The sequence below is a fragment of the Tychonema sp. LEGE 06208 genome, from assembly GCF_015207505.1.
Lineage (GTDB): Bacteria > Cyanobacteriota > Cyanobacteriia > Cyanobacteriales > Microcoleaceae > Microcoleus.
Genome location: NZ_JADEWT010000039.1, coordinates 24563 through 47595 on the forward strand (window position 1 = coordinate 24563; position 23033 = coordinate 47595).

Consider the following 23033-nt stretch of genomic DNA (forward strand, 5'->3'; position numbering starts at 1 on the left):
GACTCAGTAACTCTGTTTGCGGAAAATTTTAACTTTTATTATTGTACAGTTTTTTACAGCCCAATAGGTTTGCGATCGGCATACTGCGGGGTTTTACCCCCCGTCTTGCTTCGACAAAATCAAATTGAGCGCGTTCAACTCGTTAGAGCTCAAAAGGTATTTATCGGTAAAAATCTTTTCGCGGCTTTGTTCTAAACTGTAGCTTCTAAACACGATAAACGGGAATTCGCGGTACTTATGCCCGATCGGGATTATACTGTCTATCGGATAGGTCGATCGCACAGCAGCCGACAAAATATCCCGAAACATCAGATCCTCCGGTTCCTCCAGCTTGGTGTCAGCAAAATATTCCTGCATCGCATCCCCGCTGACAAAAGCAAACAAAGGTATGGCATAATAGCGATCGAACTGCTGGCTTTGCTGCTGGAAATACTGAGTTTTCTCCACATCGCCGCTGAGAAATTGCAAAAGCTCGATCGCACCTCCTCTAATTGCCGATCGTAAATTCTCAGGAGAAGACTTGCTATCCCTAATACGGTACATTTTTTGCAGCAGTTTACCCTCAACACATTTCTTAATTTCCCGATCCAGCCGTATCTGGTAGTTTTCCTCCAAACTCTTAGCCGCCAAAGGAACCACCAAAAAACTACCGCAAACATGACCAATCTCCAGATTACCCCAACCAAGCAAACCCTCAAGAGGATTGCACGCCTGCAAAAACTTCCGATTAAAATCCTCCCGCATTTTCAAGTAAGAATCGCCCGTTTTAGGAGAACAATCAGAATTTTGCAAAACAAACTCCCCGCGACTCAAAAGCTCCTCCAGCCCCGCAGAAACCTCCCCTAGCAACATATTTCCAGGGTGGCTGCGGTGTTCGCTTTTCAAAACCTTAATTAGACTCGCCATCTTGCTGCTAAAAGTATCGCCCACAGCCGAAACCGACTTACCGCCAATCGGAATCATCAAAAACTTTTCCCTACCCAAATATCCGTATCCCAAAATCCGCGTCATCACCGCAGTCTTCAGAATCAGCAGCAAATTCAACAAATTCAACTTACTTTCTTGTAGCGAAAGTTTCGGATCGTCAGCATAGTAAAATGCCGTATCCGACAAATAAAAAACCAACTCCTTAGCTTCACCATCCAGCGTCTTACCATCATCATCTTCCCCGCGCCCCCGATAAATCACCTGAATCACCTCCATCAGATTTTTCTCAATCTGAAAGCGGGGAATATCAACTAAAATGTGCTTAGTTTTCGGGAAAGACAAGCCGCGACTTCCCGATGCAGTCATGAAAATTACTTTAACTGTGTTTTTGCACTTTTGTATCTGCTGTTTTTCCTCTTCCGAGATATTCGCGTGCACTTCCAGATAATCCGTATAGCGCTTAAATTCCCGCTGATTTTGAATTTTCTCGATCAGTTCTGCCAATCTTCGCTTATCCTGAATGTAGACAATAATTTGTTCCACACCAGGTATTGCTAATCGGCGATCGATATCTGCAACTATTTCCGCTTGCACAGATTTCACTAAATTATTCTTAAGATGCAAAGAAGTATCTTCATTGAATTTCACGGCCTCTACAAAAACCTTATAAATTATATCTAAACTGCTAGCGGGATAGGAATTCGTATTGATGACAGTAGCAGCCAACCGTTTAAATTCAAAAGGAACAACCTGTAAAGGCGGAATTTCCTGAGCAGTTTTTGGCAGTTGTTTGAAATATATTTTATCCGGTTCCGGTGAAGTATCGCTGAGGTGTTGTTTGATGACATCCGGGTCAACAATCGAAGCATCTGCTACAATAATTTTAGTATTAAAACCCTGTTTTGGGTCGTGCAACTGATATTTGTTAACCAGCTTGCCAATTCCATGCAGAAACTCAACCCCGCCGTCGTCTCCGGTAATTTCATCTATCATAATGAAAATGTGTTTAATCCGGCTGGATATTTCTTGCATCTTAGCAGGAATGACTTGTTTATTCTGTTTGTTGTAAGTATCTTGAAATATCTTTTCTAAATGTTGGAGAGTATTTTGATTAGTTTCTGTCACCTTCAAAGATTGGATAGAAACCGCAGCTACTATATTGTTCGATGTCTGGCAGCGAATCAGCGAATGTATTGCTTGAGAAACGCTATTTAGCACTCCATTAGTCTTAGAATTACTAGGTTTAATTACCGTTTCTCCCTTTTTTTCGAGTTGCGGTTTGTGATGTTGATCCCGCAGTTTTTCAGCGCCGTTTTTAATAAAGCTGACAGTTGTTTGCTGGAAATCTTGGTGATAGTTATTAGCTGCGTAATTGACGGTGCATTTTCCGGCATTGTTGGCGATAATGTCGGCACTCGTGTTTATACAAAACAAGCTGTCGTCGCACAATAAACCTGTTTGGCGATCGATAAATTTTTCGATAATATCTAAATTAACTTGCTTGCGGGGACTGACGTAAAGAAATAGAAACCCATCGTTTACATGAGTTTTCAGAAAATGTGCGATCGCCGTTGTTTTCCCAATTCCCGGATTCCCCGTTAAAAAAATATAAACTTCCTCAGATTGCAGCGATTTCACAATCAATTCAGCATGAGCGTTTCTCAGATGCAGCCCGCGAGAAATTCCCAAATCATCTGCCAATTTATCTGATATAATATCTAGGGAACTGACAAAGTTATCGATCCGCTCTGCATGACATACAGGTGTCGAACTTTTGCCGATTGTTAACAAAGCATCAACAAATTTTTTGCCTTGCTGAAAACTGCGAGCCGCGTTGCATTGAATTGTATCTAAAACATCAGCGCGAGCATCGCTAATTTCTTCTTTTCGAGTTTCATGCTTGTAAATTTTGGCACAAGTCGCCAAGAGGTCAATTTTATCATTGCGGAGGGAAATTGCGTTAATTGTGCGATCGCTATAACCGACAACATTCAACAAAACCTCAGCACCAGCCGGAATAATATTAGTTGTTTGCAGAAAACCGTAAAAGCTATCAGCGTAGCTACCCGCCTGAATCAACTTAGTGCTTTCCTTATCTTTATACTTAAAAGCCGTAAAATAGCGGCTTAAATCCTCCGAAAAATTTATCCCTAAAGTGCTCGTATCGATTCGCAAATTAGAAAAAACACTTTTCGATCGCAAATAGCTAATTTCTCTGAGCAAAGACTTCCGCATCACCTCTATTTCGTTCAGATTATCGACTTTTCCCGAAACAAACGGGGGAGCAAAAACAGATAAATCAACGCACAGAATTCTAAAATCTCTACCATTCTGCAACAAAATCAGCGTATCAGCTTGCAAAAACTCCCCTTTTTTCGAGTAGCGGCGGATGTACCGATTAATTTCCTCCTCCGATAAACTATGACTGGCAGTTTTTAACTGAGATAATACCTGTTTAAACCCTGCATTTTGATTTTCTTTATTATAAGTTCTAATACTGTTAGCCTCGCTAAAACTGCACTGACAGTACAAAATTTGCGCTCTCTTTAAATTCCAGCCCGTAGATTGGAGATACTCCCGAAAAAAATTCAACCCACCAATAAAGCCTTTTTGAACAAAAAACAGGCTCCATTTCTCAACAATTTTAGCATCTAAACTAGCCAGCAGATTCGCTTCCCTAGTAATTTCCGCCATCATTTTTGGCAACTTGAGTTGCTGCAAATCCAATCGATAAGAATCTCCCAAATTGTGAGCTATCTTTTCTCGCTGAATATATGCCAGAATACCAATGTTGAATCCAACCTCAAACAGCCGTCCAAAATCTTCACCAATCATTATTGTGTACCTCCCTCGCTGACATTCAATACTTCTCTTACCTTATTCAAAAAAGCCAAAGAATTAAAATCTGCACTACCGCCAGCATGACTAAATACAGACAAAGCACCAACCGATTCATCGCCAATAATCCGCTCGTAAGGATCGAGTTTTAAACTAATATTTTGACGGGCTTCATACCGAGAAAAGTGAAACATGGTTAAATAGTGCAGCAAAGTATTTTTGATGTCGCCATCATAAATCAAACCTTCGTGAATGTCTCGATCGTCCAAAACGCCTCCGTATATGTGCAACAGCGTCGAGTAGGAAATCACACCGTTATAAAAGTTTTTCTCCTCCTTAACTTTAATGCCGTTAAACAAGTTAAAAAACATCACAGCTTGTTGATTGGTATCAGCAAACAAATTTTCCAGCTCCATTGTATCTTGAATGTAAAAAGATTTTCCTTTATCGCCTAGGAAACTGCGAACATAGTATTTATCAAAAAATATCGGATAAATTTTAATATCCCGCCGATTTCCTTTCAAAGTTCGGAGCAATTTTTTGGACATGAAAGACAATTCCTCATCTTCATCAGTCTTGGTAATATGCAGCGTACTCATGTAAGGTGCTTGGGAAATATATGCAAAATTCCGATATCCTTGTCGGTAAAGCTGACTCATGACATCTTCCAGAATTACAGGTTCACTATAAAGACGGCTGACACTGTAATTCTCGGAAAGTGTTTTCAGTAATTCGACTTGAATTGTGCAGTCATCGAGGCGATTGATTCCCACAACTTCTCCAATTAAGCAGGCTTGTCTTTGAAATCGGTTTCGATCGCCTTTTTTCGCATCGCTATCGCGACTGGAAACGACAATAATTGCTAACTTGTCCAACTCAGAAGCTAGCCGCACATTCTCGAAATAAAACTTTTTGGGAAGGATGGAATACATGGAACTCAAACCGTTACGAATTGTGTAAGAGTTTGGTGTTTTCACAATCCGAAATCCCTGAGAAGTTGAGCGCTGTTTTTCACTCAAAATGTGAGACAATGTTTTAGAAAGCTTAGCAATAAATTCTTCTGAGGGCGAAGGGTTTTTATTGTCGCCTTCGTGAAGTCTCACCATCGGAATAAATAAGTTTTTGTCTGTATTTTTCAGCAAAATTATCAGACAGATATAAGATAGCAGCAACAGGGTAAATTTATAAACAAAAATCGCCGCAGGTTGCAAACCTTTTGCACCGCTGTGTAGTCGTCTATTGTCATAGGGAAACAAGATTAATTTTGTCTTAAAATGCTTGTCGTAAATTGCTCTGGAACGATCGGCTTTGGGTGCAAAAAGTACAGGCAAAATATCAACATCTTTTATGTTATACTCCATGCTGAAATTTTGGCGCTCTTCAGTTGGAAAATAGCGGACATCTTCTATAGTAATATTGACTGGTAGCTGACAAATAGATAGGCAATCGACACTGGGTTCTTTGACAGTAATATAATGGAGCGTTTGCTTGTAGTTTCGCTCCATAATATCATTAAAAAATCTACGCTGATTCAAAATATTGTCAATATCCTGTACCAGACCCATTTTGAGGTTGATGTGTCTTGTTTCTGTGCGATCGGGCAAAATTGTCTGCCGTTCCAGAAAGCTTTTCAACAGTTTTCTCAGATGGTTTATTTTATATTTAACATTGACTTCGTTAAACCTATTCACAAAATTTCGGAAAAGTCTCTTTTTGACTTCCTCCTTATCGCGACTCAATACTGTTTTGATTAGGTGTTCAAAACTAGGAATAGGATTAAACTCAAGTTCTAATTCAGGGTTATAATTGTCCGTTTCTGGAGTGTGGGGAGATGCAAAAATAAAGTGATATAAGAATGCAATTTTTAACACCTTCCGTACAAATGTTTCGGGGTTAGAATCTTCCTCAAATTCTGCTTTATGTTCTTCACTATCTGGATTGAGCAGGTTCAGATAATATTCAAATACGTCCTTTCCACCACGCGATTGAACTGAGTTATCAAATTTGACTTTGAGACCAAATATAAATTTACGTTCGCTTTGAGAACTGTCGGTGCTTTCTCCCAAGCAACCTGCTACAATCGGAATAATTGGCAGTGCATCTAAAACTTCCGCTCTGGCAAAAATCTCTCTGTAATTAACTGAAACACCAGCATAATTAACCTCATAATCACCATCTGCTTTATTGTTGTCGTTGATGAAATCTTCCATCAATCTGAGGCGGCGGATCAAATCTTCTAAATAGATGATGCCTGCGGTATCTGTACTGCTGGGGCGGATGTGTTCTAGGAGATACTCCAAATAAGTAATTTTAGCTTCTTTTTGGATTTTCCCCAGAGTTTCTTTGTCTACCAGTCGGATCAATTTGTGAAAATCAGAGTCGGGATTTTTAACCATCTCATCAAGAAGATCGTTAAGTGCTTGTTTGTCATCGTTAGTCTCGGCATTTTCATTGATGTAATTTTCCAAACCTTGCTTTAGTTCTTGCTCAAAAATATCAGTATTTCGGACAGTAACTGTCAACTTGTGAAATTTTAAAGTCGCACGGCTGCCAGAACCTGAATCTTGCAAAGTTAGCCTTTCTTTTTCTAAAGAAGTGTGGCGTTTGCCAAAATCGTATTTGAACCCTAACTCTTGGCCGCTTCCGCGAAAAGAGGGTGAATCTAAAGGACTAATCAAACTAGCGATGAATTTTTCAACAGAAGTATTTGGGGGCAATTTGGAGGCTAATTGCTGTTGCAAAGACTGTTGAATTTGCCTGACTTGAGTGCCAAAATGCTCTTCCACTTGCTGCGGAAAGTTGGCAGTGGCAGAGTGTGCTTGACGTTCAAAAGAACCCAAGGGTTGCCGTACTTGCTTGTTAGCAACATCCGCAGCAATGGCATCAATATCAATTATTAATTGGTGGCTTTTATTCCATACTATAAATGGGTTTTTTGTCTGCAAAATCTCTAAAAGTTTGTCCAGCAAATCGCCATAATCTGCTGGCACAAGTTCGTCGTCGCCTAGTCTTAAGATGTTCACCCTGTTAATTCCGTTAAAATGCTTGAATCCACTCTTTGACGTTGTACTCAGTCCAAATCCCATTTAGCCAATAAGGATCGGTTTCAACTAAGTCTCGCACTGCTGTTTCGTCTGCGGCTTCGTAAATCGCGAAAACTTTTGTTAAGTCTTTTGTGGGGCCGATGGTAATCAATACACCCGATTCTTTTTGCTTGGCAAGTCCGGCTAGGTGCGCGTCTCGAAATGGTGCGCGTTTTTCGAGAACGTCTTGGCAGTAACTTCCCCACATTACATATTTCGTCACGGTTTTGAGCCTTAGATGAATTTGTTTAAAATTTATTGTACAATAAGAGTAGCAGGATTTAACGAATTTTTTTAGGATAAGATTGATGAACCGCAGAGGGCGCTGAGGGCGCTGAGGAAGAGAGGGAAGAGTTAGGATTGTTAGATAGGAGGAGATAACTATGACTTTGTTAGACATTCGGCTGCTGACGGTTCAAGAATATGACCGGATGACGGAAATTGGTATTTTTGATGAGGATGAACGGGTAGAATTACTAGCAGGACAGATAGTAAAGATGGCAGCAAAAGGAACAGCACACGGTGCGGCGGTTAAACGGACAGAGAAGCTACTGGAAAACCGTTTGGGAGAGCAGGTTTTGGTGCGGCTGCAAGACCCGGTTCGGTTGAATAATTACTCGGAACCTGAACCGGATATTTCTGTAGTGATACCAGATCCACTTTACTATGAAGACCACCATCCAACTCCTTCAGAAATTTATCTGATTATTGAAGTTGCAGATACTACTCTGAGAACGGATTGCGGCATAAAAGCGAAAATTTATGCTGAGTCAGGAATTGCAGATTATTGGGTTTTGGATGTTAATAATCGGCAACTTCACGTATTCCGAGAACCGAGTCAGGATGGTTATGAGAGTATAGTAGTTCTTGGAGATGATGCGAGTATTTCTCCTTTGCAATTTCCTGATTGTTGTTTTTTTGTATCGGAGATGTTGCGTCCACTAAGTTATTAATGTTATGTCTGACTTTTGAGGACTGAAGTCCTCAGTACCAACCTGGGATTTAGGTTCGCACTGAGGACTTTAGTTTTTCTTGAATGCGGAGGCTCGTCCTTACTACGAACAGTTAGCTTCTGAGACTAACGCCGAATTTCTCAACTAAAACATCGCGCACTTTTTGTTGGGCCGGTTCGACATCGGTTTCGCTCAAAGTTCGATCGCCCGATCGATAAATCAACCGAAATGCTAAACTACGTTGTCCCGCCGGCACGTTGTCGCCGCGATACTCGTCGAACAATTCCACCGAAGAAAGCAAACTACCAGCCGCCTTCTTCATCGCACTTTGCATCTCCACAACCGGAACCTCCATCGGTGCAAAAAAGGCAATATCCCTGTCAGAAGCGGGGAAACTCGAATAACCCGCGAATTTGCTAGTCGAATTGCTTGATCGCCCTAACTCACCCAACAGTACCGCCAAATCTAATTGAAACACATAAACCTGCTCAGGCAAACTTTTTTCCTGCTGCAATTGCGGGTGTAACTGTCCGAAAACTCCTAACTGTTTCCCGTTTAACGATAGGGCTGCTGTGCGCCCCGGATGCAAGCGCCCATTAGACGAATCGCTTGCATATTCCACCGCCAAACCCAACCCTTGAAACACGCTTTCTAGGACACCTTTAGCCTCAAACCAAGTCAAAGGTCGATCGCGCCCGCCCTGTTGCCATTTCCACGCCGTCGGGTCGCCGCCAATAATCCCCGCAACGGCATCTGACTCTTTCATTACCTCCCCGTCTTTCCAGAAAATGCGGCCCACCTCAAAACCGTTAAGCGCGCCGTTTCCTTGCTCCAAATTGTACCCAAAAGCATCAATCAAACCCGACAGCATCTCAGTCCGCAAAGCCGAATACTCAACAAACAGCGGATTAGCCAGCACAACCTGATTTTCTCCCTCAGTTTTCACCAAAGAATAGTGCATCAACTCCGTCAAACCGGCCGCCCGAAAAGCCGATCGCACATTCCGCACTTGCGCGTATTCTAGAGATAAATAACCAGGTTCCGTTTTGCTGGGTAAAGTATCGCAGAAATTGTCGTAACCGTGAAGTCTGGCCACTTCTTCAATTAAATCAATTTCCCTTTCTAAATCGCGGTAACGGTAAGCAGGAACAGTTATCGCAAAAACCCGTGCTTTTTCTGTCGCAACAACTTCGCATCCCAAGGCTGTGAGGATATTTTTCACCTCTTCCGGTTCCAAATATTGAGAACCGCCAGTTTCTCCTCTTTTTAACTGCCCTAAAACCTGATTAATTCGATCCAGACGCAATTCAATCGTCCGCGAAAAACTCAAATCTTCCCCCGAACTAGCCGTTTTCTGCACCGTCGCAGCACCGCCAGCCCACTGCAAAATTAGGGCAACAGCGCGATCGCACGCCGTCGTCAAAGCCGCCTGATTCACCCCCCGTTCGTAGCGGATAGAAGCCTCGCTGCGGAGGCCTTGAGCGCGGGCAGAACGGCGAATCGTTGCTTGGTCAAAAATCGCTGCTTCCAAGACCAAATTTTGAGTTCCTTCGTGAACTTCCGTGTCTTCGCCGCCCATTACCCCAGCTAAGGCTACGGGTTTATCGCTAGCAGTAATTAACAAGTTTTGCGGTTGCAAATTGCGGTTTTGTCCGTCCAATGTTTTGAAGGATTCCCCGGTTTTGGCAAAGCGCACGCCGATGCTGACATCGGAATTACCTGTGAAAGATTGTAGCCGATCGCGATCGAAAGCGTGCAGCGGTTGTCCCCATTCCAATAAAATGTAATTAGTTACATCAACTACATTATTAATCGGCCGCACACCCGCCGCCTGTAACCGCTGCTGCAACCAAGCTGGAGACGGTGCGATTTTCACACCCTCAATTTCCGTACCGATGTAAATTGGGCAGGCTTGCGGTTCCGATATTTCTACTGCTAAACCGGCGCTTTTTTTGTCCTCAATTGCAACACCACCGGCGGCGGGAATTCTCAAACTCGCCCCAGTCAGGGCCGCCACTTCCCGCGCGACGCCCACCATACTCAAAGCGTCTGCACGGTTCGCAGTTGCTGTTAAGTCTAAAATCACATCATCCAAACCTAACAGCGGGCGAATATCGCTGCCCAATTCGGGATTTTCTAGTTCAAAAATGTGAATTCCCGCTGACTCCTTAGATAGTCCCAATTCCGCCAGAGAACAAATCATGCCTTCGGAAGGAACGCCGCGCAATTTAGCAGGTTTAATTTTTAAATCAATTGTTGACAAAAAAGTGCCGACAACGGCGACGGGTACGTAAATATCTGCCCTAGCGTTTGGTGCCCCACAAACAATATTCAAGGCTTCTGGTTTGCCGACATCGACTTGACAAACTCTCAATTTATCCGCGTTGGGATGCTGTTCGCAGGCGACTATTTTGCCCAATACTACGCCGTCGGCCCAAGTACGGCGGTCTTCGATTTCTTCGACTTCAAACCCTGCCATTGTCAGGGTTTCGGCTAATTCTTCTGGGGATATTGTCACATCGACCAATTCCCGCAGCCAGTTTAGAGAAATACGCATAATTTTGTCAGTAGTTAGTAGTCCGTAGTCCGTAGTCCGTAGTCCGTAGTCCGTAGTCCGTAGTCCGTAGTCCGTAGTCCGTAGTCCGTAGGGGCGCTGCCCCCGTGCGGGCCCTCTTAGTCGTCAGCAGTCGGTAGTCAGCAGTCAGTAGTCAGCAGCTAGTAGGGGCGGTGGATGGTGCGTGCGGGCCCTCTTAGTCGTCAGTAGTCAGTAGTCAGCAATCAGCAATCATGAATAAAAATCAAAAATTCTGACGGATGCCTCCTGCATTCTACCTTCTGGTGAATGCCGTTTGATGACTCTGCAGTCCCAGAATCAATTATGGGAACCCTATATCACACTTGTTAAATATTGTCAATCCGATTTGGGTATAGATAAGCACAAAAGAGCGATCGGTCTAAAGCTTGATGGCGGCTGGCGGATGAGTAGCATTCTCATTCAGAACATGAGGTATGCTAGGGATATCTAACAACGCCAAAAGCACCTAAGTTTAGAAAGACTTTACACATAAAAGGGCAACTTTAGCAAGTCTTTAAACTATCTTCCAGGATGATCTACCGAAAAAACTCACAGCAGCGACATAATCAAAATAGGGAAAAGATATCGGCCTAAAAGACTTAGGTGCAATTCCAATTCGCACGCCGCAGCACGGCCCGCCAGCAACTGTATAGATAAGTATTTCTAACAGAGGCGCTGTCAGGGAATTTGTGCAGTCGAGCGACGCTGACAAAATCAGAAAAACATAGGCAAACTCAATCAATATGAGCTACTGCGTAAATCCCGGCTGTCCCAATCCTCAAAATCCTGCTGACTCTATTCTCCAGTGTCAGACGTGCGGCGCGCGGCTATTGCTGCGCGCTCGCTACCGAGTTATTGAACCTTTGGGACAAGGAGGTTTTGGAGCTACATTTCTGGCAAAAGACATTTCTTTACCCGGTCAACCGAGTTGCGTGGTTAAGCAATTGCGACCCAGCAGTTCGTCACCGCGAGTTTTAGAAATGGCGCGGGAATTATTCAAGCGAGAAGCGAAAACCCTCGGCCAACTGGGCGACCACCCGCAAGTACCGAGGCTGCTAGATTATTTTGAAATCGAGCGGCAATTTTACTTAGTTCAAGAGTATGTTAAAGGCTCGACTTTGAAACAAGAAGTCAAGCAATCAGGGCGTTTTAACGAATCAGACGTTAAAAATTTTCTATTAGAAATTCTGTCAGTAGTGCAATACATCCACAGCCAAGGAGTAATTCATAGAGATATTAAGCCGGCAAATATTATTCGCCGCAGTCAAGATAATCACTTAGTTTTGATTGACTTCGGTGCGGTAAAAGACCAAGTTAACCAAACGCTATTATTAGACCCCGCTGACCAAGGCGCTAACACGAAATTTTCAGTCGGCACGTTTAGTTTTGCTCCCCCGGAACAAATGGCGCTGCGGCCGATATTTGCCAGCGATATCTACGCCGTGGGAATGACTTGCTTGTACTTGCTGACAGCAAAATCGCCCAAGGATTTAGATTTCGATGCCGTAACTGGCGAAATTATTTGGCAGCCCCACGTTCAGTTGAGTCCAAGTTTTTCGCGGATTCTTGAGAAAATGCTCAAGCCGCTAGTCGGCCACCGCTTTCAATCTGCAGCAGATGTCATCAAAGCTCTAAATGGGGAACATGAAGATGCTGACCTTTACAAGGGTTTAGCAACTGAATTCAACTCCTCTATCCGCACGGTGGAAGAACCGACGATATTTAATGAAGAAGGTTCTTCGTGGTCGTCGCCGAAAAGCAAAATCAATGAAGATTTGCGAACAAACCACAGTATTCGCGGTAGAACTGCATTCACCCAGTCTGGAAATACGGGGATGCAGCCGAGAGTTTCTCGCAGTCTGGCAGAGTCCGGCAGAACTTTCGGAACTGCGGCATTTTCCAACAGCAATTCAGCAGTGCCGAAGGTAACGAAAGCTGTTGTTAAGTGGGACAGCAGCAGCTTGCGAGCGGCATATTTTAAGGGGAAGCGCGATTTTGCTGACTGCGAACTGTCGGGTTTGCAACTGCAAAAAGCGCAGTTAGCGGGGGGGAATTTTTATCAGGCTAGATTGGTCAAGGCCAATTTGCAAGCAGCGGATTTGTCGGGTGCGAATTTGGGTCATGCGAGGTTAATTAATGCGAATTTGCGATCGGCAAATTTGACTGAAGCTTATTGCAGCACTGCTAATTTTGAATGCGCGGATTTTCGAGGTGCTGATTTGACGGGCGCTTATTTGAGTAAGGCGAATTTGCGGGGTGCAAATTTGTGCGGCGCGAATCTGACTGACGCTACAGTTAGCGATGAACAACTAGCAATGGCAAAGACAAACTGGTTGACTACTAAGCCGGATGGTAAGCGGGGTTTTGGATTTTAAGAAGTCATTAGTCATTAGTCATTAGTCATTAGTCATTGGTCATTAGTCATTAGTCATTAGTTAGGGGTCATTAGTCATTAGTTAGGGGTAATGGGTAATTGGTAATTGGTCATTAGTCATTAGTCATTGGTCATTACTAATTTTCCCAATCTCCCCCTCTCCCCCTCTCCCACTCTTGTTATCGAACTTGGGGAATAACAATGTATCCGTTTGTACGATCGCCCAATACGAGATTCCGCTCGATTCCCCAGTACCACCAGTGCGCGCCGATATAAGCGCACAGCAAGGCATCTAGCTGGTCTTCTAAGGCTTTGAGGGTGGCTGTGCTGGGGATTTCGGGAAGTTTTGAATCGCCAAGGCTCACAGGCAAGATGCCTGTGCCACAAGACAGATTTAGAGAGGGTTCAAGGCTCGGTAAAATATCTATAATATACTGGCAGAGTTTCATCAATTCTAGTTGACGCTCTGCCAGTTTTCCTTTTTTGTATTTAATAATTCGCTCTAATTGAAATAGATTGATTGTGGCTGGATGGGGATAAACTTCTATTTGATATCGCCCTAATTTCTTAGCTTCTATGATCGGTGCGTGGACAAATCCTCTGGCTTCTAAACTGAGGCCAAATTCTACTGTTTTTTGGGCGAAGGGGCGGGAAAGGTTAGCGGGATAGCAGCCTGCGTGGTAGCGCCCGAAGTGTTTGTGCGTGAGTTTGTCGGCGAGGCGCATTCCTGATGGATTGCTGATGATTGTGGGCGCGTCTACGGCGATGATGGCTGGTTCGGTTGGGGAGATTTGGGTGTCGATCCAGGTGAGGATGTCGTTGGTTGCTAAGAGGCGATCGCACTCGATTAATTGTAATTGATTGTTTTCCCAATTTAAGCAGCACAAACCGCTGGGCCCTGAACTCCAACCTAAATCGATGCCGATAAATTTCATGATATTTTAAACTGAGTTTGGGACGCGGGCTGAGACTAGAAACCCGGTTTTCTCGAATATCGATCGTTCCTCTGGACAAACTATCGTAGAAACCGGGTTTTCGGTCCATCTGTCAGCCGCGATTATACATAAAAATGTAGCTGTAGATTGGGATGCGGCCGTGTCATATCAAATCCCGTAACATTGGAATGATTCAGATATATATTCTCTCCCTCTGTGTACTCTGTGTACTAATAAGGTTAAATCATTCCGATGCAAGCGAAAACGATATTAGAACTCTTGCAAAAATCCAAAGCACCCCACCCCAACCCTCGCCTCCCGCGGGGAGGGAGCAAGATGATTCTTGTTTCTCCCCGCGGGAGGGGGGACTAAGGGGGGTAAATTTGACTTGTGCAAGAGGTCTATTACACTCTCGCCCACAAAGCCAATCCGCCGCCCCTTCCCCTCGCGGCAATTATCCCATCTTCTATTAAAAAATATGTAAAAAAAGCCTGATTCCCCACACTCAAACTAAAAAATTCCGCCTCCCGCGATTCACCAGCGCGAATAAATCCTTGATACAGAGTTTTACCCAACAATTTCACGGTAATTCTGGTAAAATCAAAAGCTAAAATATTCTTATTTACCAAAAACTTAGTCGGCCCGGAAAGAGTTAGTTCGATCGCCCCAACTCGCACCGAATTCTCTACTTTGCCCGTTTCTCCAAGCGTTTCCCCATCCGCAACAGGTTCTAGGGAGTAAGCAATTTGGATTTTTGCCACCCACTCAGGAATGTAACGTCCCGCACCTAACACAATTCCTGCTTTTTGTCGAGTCTTTTTTGTGCCGGTGATAAAGCACAGGCGCCAATTGCCGGTTAATTGCTCGAAAGAATAGCGAATTTTATTTTTTTTGGCGTTTTTCTCGGCTTCTAGGAGGGCGGCGACTACGGCGGCGGGAGATGGTTTGGAATTGGATTTAGCGGCTTGTTCTAGAATTGATATGTTTTCCATTTAATAATATACAAATCAGTATTTTGAAGGCAATATCAATTCCGGTTGCACTCAGACATGATGTTAACAGTTAACAGTTAACAGTTAACAGTTAACAGTGAATTTACTATTCCGATGCTAACCGATTTGATATAATATCTGAGTCTAGCCGATCCTCGCATCTTCCGAATCGTTGCAGGCATTTTGAATGGTTGTTGTGCTGGGCCGATCGCGCAAAAGGCGTTATACCCTAGACTGTTGACAGTTTGTCTGTTGGGTGTTGTACTAATTATCTCGCCGCGCTAAACTACTGCAAAGTGCGGGGAATATTTAAATTATGCCGTTAGTAGATTTAGCTAATACTAAAGTTCGGGTAGTTGGATGCAGTGCGGTGATGGCTGTGGGGCAGCTTATTTCTAATGCGATCGCCAATCCGGAAACTTAAGCAGCAGCGGGTATTATCGGCGGCCCGATCGCCCTTGGGGGAGTTTCTATCTTAGCTGCGATCGCTGGTGGTATTGCGGGGAATATCGCGGCGAATGACTTGGGAAATCGGATGGCGGAAAAATTGGGGGAAAATCCGAGGATTCTGGATAATCACGATTTGATTAAGGCGGCGGGTGAGGCGATCGGCTATATTCTCAAGGATGTGGCGAAGTCGGATGAGTTAATTGCGATCGCCGAAACCGAACAATTGACCTATCCAGAACAGGATTTAAATAAATTAGCCGACAAAACTCCTGAATACTGGCTGGACATTAACACGAATACAGCCGACTTGTCAAGGGGTTTGCAGATTTCGGAAGACCAGCTAACCAAGATTTTTTCTGCAGATGTTGAAGAGTTCGATCGAGTTACCGGATTGACACCGGAAGATTGGGCAAGTTTCCTGCAGGAATTCGCCCGCAGCGAGGGGAAATCCTTTGATGCGGCAATTGTGGATTTTGTGGCGCAAAGACTCTACGAAACATTCCCCAAGGCGTACCGCGAAGTGCTCCAACAAGATGCGGCGAAGGGAGGAGAAAAGTTTGCCGCGATGCTGTTGAATTTGCACCAAATTGCTTTGGCGGAGCTCAAGGATTTGGGGCTGCAAAATCGGGAAATTCTCGACAAGTTGGAGAGTGTGGCGACTCGCGAACATATTTGTCAGGTGATGGCGAGATTGGATGCGATGGAAATTGGTATCCGGGATGATTTGGCGCAGATTCGGAACTTGCTGGAAAGATATATCGATCCTACTGCACCCGGTTTGCCGATTCCCGTTAAGTCAGAGACGATTATTCGGGACAGAATTAAAGACTTTACCGGTCGGAGATTTGTGTTTGAAGCAATTAACGAGTTTCTTAATACACAACAGAAAGGCTATTTTGTTTTGGAGGCGGAACCTGGTGTCGGGAAAAGCGCGATTATGGCTGCTTGTGTGGTGTCCCTGAATCGACGCTGCATTACTCATTTCAACTCGCAACCGAACGGGATTGTCAGCGCTGAAACTTTTTGGGAAAATGCTTGCACTCAGTTAATTGAGGGTTTTCACCTCAAACATAAATATCCGCGAATACCGAAAAATGCCCTGAAAAATAACAGCTTTCTAGGCGAGTTGCTGAAGGAAATTAGCGCTAATCCGAGCACAGATAGAAAAATAATTTTTGTGGTGGATGCGCTGGATGAAGTTGATTTGACGTTGCAAATTAGCGGCAGCAATGTTTCGTATTTGCCTAATGATTTGCCCGATAACGTTTATTTTATTGTTTCCAAGCGACCGAAATTCCTGCCAATGCCGGCAGCTAACAAGACTGTTTTTGATTTGATGCAGTACGATGCAGAAAGTCTGGAAGATGTCAAGGCTTATCTGGCAAAACGCACGGAGAGAAGCGAGTTAATTCAGGATTGGATTACAGCTCGAAATTTGCAGCGGGAACAGTTTGTGGCGGCGGTAGCTGAGAAAAGTGAAAAGAAATTTATCTATCTCCGCTACATTCTGGATGAAATTGAAGGCGGTACTTATAATGATGTGAATTTAAAAGATTTACCAGCGGGTTTGCAGGAATATTATCAAAAACACTGGGGACAGATGATTGGTCAGGAAGACGATCCTCTGCTGGAATTGAAAGTTAAGATTATCTACGTGCTGTCGAAAGCTCACGAAGCTGTTTCTCGCCGCTGGATAGCAAAAGCCGTTGGCGAGACGGAGTTTAAAGTACAGCAGGTATTAAAGAAATGGGATTCTTTTTTGCGACAGGAACAGATCAACGGGGAAATTCGCTACAACATTTATCACAACTCCTTTCGCGAGTTTCTGGAAAAAGATGAAACCGTGCAATCTGCTGGGGTGAATGTGGAAGAACTTAACCGCCAAAGCATTAATAATAGGTTGGAAGGAGCGCCGATATGAGCAAATTAGGTGTGTGGTTGGCGCAGCAGAGTCAAGGTGATAGGGAATATTTTTTGAAATATCAACCCAGGGATTTCGTTCAGGTGTTGAAGGATTTTAATCGTTATTGCGTTTGGTTGACGGATTTCGGTTTTATTGAGACGAAACTGGAATTTTTGGGGGTACAAGCGCTAATTGATGATTACGATTTGGCGAGAAGTTCTGATGTGCTGCTTTCGGATGAGCAAAGTCAAAGTCTGAGATTGATTCAAGGGGCAGTTCGTAAGTCGGCACACGTTTTGGATCGGGATAAAACACAGCTTGCAGGGCAGTTGTTGGGGAGATTACTACCTTATGAAGTGACTAGAGTTATAGATGAATCTAAGTATTTTTGGGAGTATTTACCATTGATTGGTAGGTTTGCTCCCCGTAAACCGATCAAAAAAGTGACGGAAAAACTCTTGTTTTCTGATGATATTCAAGCCATTCTGGAACAAGCAAAGGAGTGGAAAGATCGTCCTTGGTTGCGACCTTTGAAGGCTAATTTAGAGCGACCGGGTGAAGGTGCGCTGCGGACGCTTGCTGGTCATAGTGAGGCGGTACGTGCAGTGGCGATCGCACCAGACGGAAAAACCGCGATTTCCGCTTCATGGGATAAAACCCTGAAAATCTGGGACACCGAGACAGGGCGGGAACTGAAAACTCTCACGGGTCATAGTAACTTGGTAAATGCAGTGGCGATCGCACCAGACGGCCTCACGGCGATTTCCGCTTCAAGGGATAAAACCCTGAAAATCTGGGACACCGAGACAGGTTCAGAACTGAAAACTCTCACGGGTCATAGTTCCGGGGTAACAGCAGTGGCGATCGCACCAGACGGTAAAACAGCGATTTCCGCTTCATGGGATAAAACCCTGAAAATCTGGGACACCGAGACAGGGCGGGAACTGAAAACTCTCACGGGTCATAGTAACTTGGTAAATGCAGTGGCGATCGCACCAGACGGTAAAACAGCGATTTCCGCTTCAAGGGATGAAACCCTGAAAATCTGGGACATCGAGACAGGGCGGGAACTGAAAACTCTCACGGGTCATAGTGACTCGGTAAATGCAGTGGCGATCGCACTCCTCGGCAAAACCGCGATTTCCGCTTCCGACGATAAAACCCTGAAAATCTGGGACATCGAGACAGGGCGGGAACTGAAAACTCTCACGGGTCATAGTGACTCGGTAAAAGCAGTGGCGATCGCACCACACGGATTCACAGCGATTTCCGCTTCCGACGATAAAACCCTGAAAATCTGGGACACCGAGACAGGGCGGGAACTGAAAACTCTCACGGGTCATAGTGAGGCGGTAAATGCAGTGGCGATCGCACCAGACGGCCTCACGGTGATTTCCGCTTCCTGGGATCCTACCCTGAAAATCTGGGACACCGAGACAGGGCGGGAACTGAAAACTCTCACGGGTCATAGTGAGGCGGTAAATGCAGTGGCGATCGCACCAGACGGCTTCACGGCGATTTCCGCTTCCAAGGATAAAACCCTGAAAATCTGGGACACCGAGACAGGGCGGGAACTGAAAACTCTCACGGGTCATAGTTTAGGTGTATATGCAGTGGCGATCGCACCAGACGGCCTCACGGCGATTTCCGCTTCCTGGGATACCCTGAAAATCTGGGACACCGAGACAGGGCGGGAACTGAAAACTCTCACGGGTCATAGTGACTCGGTAAAAGCAGTGGCGATCGCACCAGACGGCCTCACGGCGATTTCCGCTTCCTGGGATACCCTGAAAATCTGGGACACCGAGACAGGGCGGGAACTGAAAACTCTCACGGGTCATAGGGCGGTAACAGCAGTGGCGATCGCACCCGACGGCCTCACGGCGATTTCCGCTTCAGAGGATCATACCCTGAAAATCTGGGACACCGAGACAGGTTCAGAACTGAAAACTCTCACGGGTCATAGTTCCGTGGTAACAGCAGTGGCGATCGCACCAGACGGCCTCACGGCGATTTCCGCTTCCTGGGATTGTACCCTGAAAATCTGGGACACCGAGACAGGGCGGGAACTGAAAACTCTCACGGGTCATAGTAACTGGGTATATGCAGTGGCGATCGCACCAGACGGAAAAACAGCGATTTCCCCTTCCGACGATAAAACCCTGAAAATCTGGGATTTGCTCACAGGTAAAGAGGTTGCTAGTTTCAGCGGAGATAGTGCATTTAGAGGCTGTGCTTTTGCGCCTGATGGGGTTACAGTTGTAGCGGGGGATGATTTGGGCCGGGTGCATTTCCTGCGTTTGGAGAGAGTTAGCGACGGGCGATAATCGGATTTTTGGGTCGATTCTGGCGATCTAATACCCGGCGGTTAGAAATCCCGGCGGTTGGAAACCGCGTCTTGTCAAACGATGTCCGCCTGCGCGGACGAAGAGGGTATTCACCAGATGTGAAAAATCATCGGGTGAAATCTTCAACCCGCGCAGGCGCGTGAGTGTCTTTGTAGACGCGGTTTTAACCCAATACGGTTTACTTAAGACGATCCCCCCTAACCCCCCTTAAAAAGGGGGGGACAAGAATGCTCTCAAAGTCCCCCTTCTTAAGGGGGATTTAGGGGGATCTCCGGGGGATAAATATGTTAAGTGAACCGTATTGGGTTTTAACCGCCGGGGTTTTTGGGTTTCGACTCGACAGGATAGCTTTCTCAGTTTCAATCCCTAAAGACCGGCCGCACAAACTGCAGCTCCCACTAACCCTACATGGTCATCCAAAACCAATCGCACCGGAATCATTTCTAACAGTGAATTCATCCGACCTTTTTGGGTAAAAGCTCGCATAAAACCGCCTTCTAAAATCAGCGGCAAAATCTTAGCAGCAATGCCGCCGGCTACGTACAAACCGCCGTAAGGTAAAAGTGAAACAGCCATATTTCCCGCCACCGCCCCGTAAGCTTCTACAAACATTTGCATTGTTTGTTCCGAAAGCCGATCGCACTTTTTGAGTGCCGCCTGAGCAATTGTCGCCCCCGGATCGACAGTCTTCTCCCTTTTACCAATTTCTGACTCCCATTGAGCGATCGCAGCCCCTACATCTGCAGATTCAGCAGCAAACTGGCGATCGCGCAAAAACTGGTAAATTGAAGCAATCCCCTGTCCCGAAACTACACGCTCGATCGATATTCGGGGAATATCATGTTTTGCTAACAAATATTTTAGCAACTCAAACTCCAACTCGGAGCGAGGTGCAAAATCAGCGTGTCCCCCTTCCGAAGAAAAAACCCTGATACCATTTGCTTCGGGAATTGCAAAACAATTTCCCAAACCAGTACCCGCACCAATCACAGCAATTGGATCGTTTTGGCAGGGTTTTCCAACTTGCAAAACGTGCAAATCTCGATCGTCCAAACCCAACACACCATAACCAACCGCAACAAAATCATTAATTAAACTAACGCGGGATATTCCTAAATCCTGTTCCAAGCGCTTCGCATCCAGTCGCCAAGGTAAATTAGTCAATTTTGCAGTGTTGTTGACTACCGGCCCGGCGATCGCAAAACAAGCTTTTTCAGGCTCAGGTACAAAATCCAGTTTTGCAGCAGCCTCCGTCAAAAACTGCCGCACAATCGGCACTAAATCGGGAAACTCCCCGCTCGGATAGCGAAACTCATAAAGAGCATTCATTTCACCCTTAACAGTCCTTTCCACCAAGCGCAAAATCGTCTTAGTCCCACCAATATCGCCCGCTAACAATAATGCCATAAACCTCCTATTTCAACCAAAGATCGTATTCCCCATTTAAACACCCATAGTATTAATTGCCAACCAAGCCCGCAGCACCTCAGCCACAGTCCAAGCTTGAGCAGTGCAGCCCCTAGGCGAGTGAGGAGCATCGCCCTCAAAAATCTCGCTGAGACTTCCAACGCCTGCGCTGTTTATATGATGTGCCATCGGTGCTAGAAATTCGCGAGCTCGTGCTGGATCTTTGTATACGTGCAAGTGAGCCAAGACAAAGGGGCCCATCAGCCAGCCCCAAACCGTGCCTTGGTGGTAGGCGCGATCGCGCTGCAATTGGTCGCCTTCATAGACTCCACAATACTGCGGGTGCTGCGGTGAGAGGCTTCGCAGGCCGTGGGAAGTCAGAAGCCCTTGAGCGCAAGCGTCCACTACGCAGCGCCGCTGGATTGGTGTGAGTAACGGTGTATAGCGGGGAGTTTCCTTGCCCCGCACCCCCGGTAACAAGGAGGTGGCGGAGCGAGGCCCAATCGAGTCTAGGGGCAGGGAAACGGCGAATATTTGGTTTGGCCGCAGCGAGCTGTCGTTGCCGTTGGGGCCGTCTAAAACGTCGTAGCAGTAACTGGTTGAGTCGTTCCAGAAACGGGTGAATCCGGCGCTGGTGCGATCGCCCAACCGATCGTATTCGTGGTGAGACTTGCCCAATCTGCGAGCAAAACTTGCCATAGCTTGCAGGGCGTTGTACCAAAGGGCGCTGAGTTCGATCGGCTTACCAATCCGAGGAGTCACCACCCAATCGCCGATTTTCGCATCCATCCAAGTTAGTTGCACGCCGGTTTCGCCCGCGTAGACTAAACCGTCATCGGGATCGACGCGGATGTTATACCGAGTTCCCCGAATGTGCCAGTCCACCATCTCACATAGGGTCGGCCAGAGTTCGGTCAAAAGTTCGTCGTCTCCGGTGCAGTCGCAGTAAGCGCGAATTGCCTCAAAGTACCACAGCGTCGCGTCTGCGGTGTTGTATTCCGGTGCGCCGCCGGCATCCGGGAAGCGGTTCGGGAGCATTCCCCGATCGACATACCGCGCAAAAGTCCGCAAAATCGATCGGGCAATGTCCCACCGCCCGGTACAGATTGTGAGGCCGGGCAGGGCGATCGTGGTATCGCGCCCCCAGTCGCTAAACCAGGGATATCCGGCGATAATCGTTTTACCTTCGGGTTCCTCCGGTAGCGGGCGGTTGACGATAAATTGGTCTGCTGCTAGCACTAGGCGATCGATCCAGTCGGGAGATTCTCTGGCGGGGGAGAAGTTTTGCAGCAATTGTCGATGGTAAGTGCGACGCATTTCTAAAGCTTTAGCGCCGTTGAGTTCGGGATTTTTCTCGGTACTGGCTATCAATGTGACAGAGTTTCCCGGTGCGATGGTCAAGTGAAAAGTCGCCGCGTGCAAGTGATCCTCGCAATACTCCAATCCGCGCCGTTTTTCAGCCGCGAGGTCAAATCCGTAGTACCAATTGTATAAAGGAGCCGAGACTCGGAATTGAGCCTCTGGTTCGGCATCTGTCAGCAGATAAAGCGGTGCGGCTCCTTCAAAAGCGGTGACGCAAACCCCATCTGTCAAGGTTTCTAGCCTCACGGGCCAGTCGCTAGCCCTTGTTGTGTGGTGGTAGTCGCGGTAGTTGACTAGGGCTTTGACAGCGAGGGATACTGGCTTTGAGGCGCGGTGCAAATAATATTGAATATATGTTGTGTTAGCACCTTGCTGCATCCAAATCCGCTTGGACAAAATAGCGTCGCCGAGGGCAAACCTCCAAACAGGGGTAGTTTCTTCGAGGTAGAAGCTTTCGATTAAGTTGTAGCCGTGGGGTTCGATCGCACTGTCGGCCCAGCGGTTTGTATAAAGCGGATAAGGGCGATCGGCATATACGGCTGTCTCGTCGAGCTTGGCGAGCATCAAAGTCCGTGCCAGCGGGGGTTTAAGGGCGGCTACCAGCAGCCCGTGATAGCGCCTAGTGAGCAGATTGGCGATCGTCCCGCTAGCGTAACCGCCGATCCCGTTTGTGACCAACCACTCGCGAGACTCCGCCGAGTCAAGATTGCCGCAAATTTCCCGTCCAAAATCAATAACCATAAAACAAACACTCGCGCTAATTTGTAATCTATCTTTAGGTATATTTAAAACCAATTTTTAACAACAAATATAAACCTGTTGTGCATTTAAATTGTATATTTCCACGCTATCTCAAAAATCCTCTCCCCCTCCCCCTCTCCCAATC

12 protein-coding genes are annotated in these 23033 nt (G+C 45.9%); 4 read left to right on the forward strand and 8 right to left on the reverse strand.

The window, feature by feature from the left end:
• Positions 1 to 93 precede the first annotated feature (93 nt).
• From IQ263_RS12600 to IQ263_RS12610, 3 genes are read right to left on the reverse strand one after another with little or no spacing between them, the layout of a single operon-like run.
• Positions 94 to 3762, reverse strand: coding sequence for a helicase-related protein (locus tag IQ263_RS12600; RefSeq protein WP_194067732.1), 3669 nt, complete (start codon positions 3760 to 3762; stop codon positions 94 to 96).
• The gene (locus IQ263_RS12605; RefSeq protein WP_339384849.1) at positions 3762 to 6788 is read right to left on the reverse strand and encodes a hypothetical protein; all 3027 of its coding nucleotides are present in this window, start codon (positions 6786 to 6788) and stop codon (positions 3762 to 3764) included. The genes IQ263_RS12600 and IQ263_RS12605 overlap by 1 nt, the downstream gene beginning before the upstream one ends.
• A gap of 13 nt (positions 6789 to 6801) precedes the next feature.
• Positions 6802 to 7071 carry a YciI family protein gene (locus tag IQ263_RS12610; protein ID WP_194067733.1) on the reverse strand — a complete coding sequence of 90 codons (270 nt, stop codon included), beginning with the start codon at positions 7069 to 7071 and terminating at the stop codon, positions 6802 to 6804.
• Positions 7072 to 7231: 160 nt separating this feature from the next.
• Here IQ263_RS12610 and IQ263_RS12615 point away from each other — a divergent pair, with 160 nt between their 5' ends.
• Positions 7232 to 7801, forward strand: coding sequence for a Uma2 family endonuclease (locus tag IQ263_RS12615; RefSeq protein WP_194067734.1), 570 nt, complete (start codon positions 7232 to 7234; stop codon positions 7799 to 7801).
• 112 nt (positions 7802 to 7913) lie between these two features.
• Here IQ263_RS12615 and pheT read toward each other — a convergent pair whose 3' ends face one another.
• Entirely contained in the window at positions 7914 to 10358 is a 2445-nt protein-coding gene (gene pheT / locus IQ263_RS12620) for a phenylalanine--tRNA ligase subunit beta (protein WP_194067735.1), read from the reverse strand.
• Between the two features lie 761 nt (positions 10359 to 11119).
• On the opposite strand from pheT, the gene IQ263_RS12625 reads away from it, so the two are divergent.
• On the forward strand, positions 11120 to 12751 hold the full coding sequence (locus IQ263_RS12625; protein WP_194067736.1) for a serine/threonine-protein kinase: 1632 nt from the start codon (positions 11120 to 11122) through the stop codon (positions 12749 to 12751).
• A gap of 178 nt (positions 12752 to 12929) precedes the next feature.
• Here IQ263_RS12625 and IQ263_RS12630 read toward each other — a convergent pair whose 3' ends face one another.
• Both IQ263_RS12630 and IQ263_RS12635 read right to left on the reverse strand, forming a co-directional pair.
• Positions 12930 to 13685, reverse strand: a complete 756-nt coding sequence (locus IQ263_RS12630) for a DUF429 domain-containing protein (protein ID WP_194067737.1) — start codon at positions 13683 to 13685, stop codon at positions 12930 to 12932.
• A gap of 404 nt (positions 13686 to 14089) precedes the next feature.
• Positions 14090 to 14677, reverse strand: a complete 588-nt coding sequence (locus IQ263_RS12635) for a hypothetical protein (protein WP_194067738.1) — start codon at positions 14675 to 14677, stop codon at positions 14090 to 14092.
• 535 nt (positions 14678 to 15212) lie between these two features.
• Here IQ263_RS12635 and IQ263_RS12640 point away from each other — a divergent pair.
• Both IQ263_RS12640 and IQ263_RS12645 read left to right on the forward strand, forming a co-directional pair.
• Positions 15213 to 17048, forward strand: coding sequence for a P-loop domain-containing protein (locus IQ263_RS12640; RefSeq protein ID WP_228050004.1), 1836 nt, complete (start codon positions 15213 to 15215; stop codon positions 17046 to 17048).
• On the forward strand, positions 17045 to 19357 hold the full coding sequence (locus IQ263_RS12645; protein WP_194067739.1) for a WD40 repeat domain-containing protein: 2313 nt from the start codon (positions 17045 to 17047) through the stop codon (positions 19355 to 19357). Before IQ263_RS12640 ends, IQ263_RS12645 begins: the two co-directional genes overlap by 4 nt.
• A 387-nt stretch (positions 19358 to 19744) precedes the next feature.
• Here the strand turns inward: IQ263_RS12645 and IQ263_RS12650 are convergent, their stop codons facing one another.
• Together IQ263_RS12650 and IQ263_RS12655 are read right to left on the reverse strand one after the other, a co-directional pair.
• Complete coding sequence (locus IQ263_RS12650) at positions 19745 to 20785, reverse strand: glucokinase (RefSeq protein WP_194067740.1); 1041 nt, start codon at positions 20783 to 20785, stop codon at positions 19745 to 19747.
• Positions 20786 to 20821: 36 nt separating this feature from the next.
• Positions 20822 to 22888, reverse strand: a complete 2067-nt coding sequence (locus tag IQ263_RS12655) for an amylo-alpha-1,6-glucosidase (RefSeq protein ID WP_194067741.1) — start codon at positions 22886 to 22888, stop codon at positions 20822 to 20824.
• Positions 22889 to 23033: the final 145 nt, after the last annotated feature.

Coding starts and splice junctions, on each gene's coding strand:
- IQ263_RS12600 (WP_194067732.1), bottom strand. CDS start 3,762: ATGATTGGTGAAGATTTTGGACGGCTGTTTGAGGTTGGATTCAACATT.
- IQ263_RS12615 (WP_194067734.1), top strand. CDS start 7,232: ATGACTTTGTTAGACATTCGGCTGCTGACGGTTCAAGAATATGACCGG.
- pheT (WP_194067735.1), bottom strand. CDS start 10,358: ATGCGTATTTCTCTAAACTGGCTGCGGGAATTGGTCGATGTGACAATA.
- IQ263_RS12625 (WP_194067736.1), top strand. CDS start 11,120: ATGAGCTACTGCGTAAATCCCGGCTGTCCCAATCCTCAAAATCCTGCT.
- IQ263_RS12630 (WP_194067737.1), bottom strand. CDS start 13,685: ATGAAATTTATCGGCATCGATTTAGGTTGGAGTTCAGGGCCCAGCGGT.
- IQ263_RS12635 (WP_194067738.1), bottom strand. CDS start 14,677: ATGGAAAACATATCAATTCTAGAACAAGCCGCTAAATCCAATTCCAAA.
- IQ263_RS12640 (WP_228050004.1), top strand. CDS start 15,213: ATGGCGGAAAAATTGGGGGAAAATCCGAGGATTCTGGATAATCACGAT.
- IQ263_RS12645 (WP_194067739.1), top strand. CDS start 17,045: ATGAGCAAATTAGGTGTGTGGTTGGCGCAGCAGAGTCAAGGTGATAGG.
- IQ263_RS12650 (WP_194067740.1), bottom strand. CDS start 20,785: ATGGCATTATTGTTAGCGGGCGATATTGGTGGGACTAAGACGATTTTG.
- IQ263_RS12655 (WP_194067741.1), bottom strand. CDS start 22,888: ATGGTTATTGATTTTGGACGGGAAATTTGCGGCAATCTTGACTCGGCG.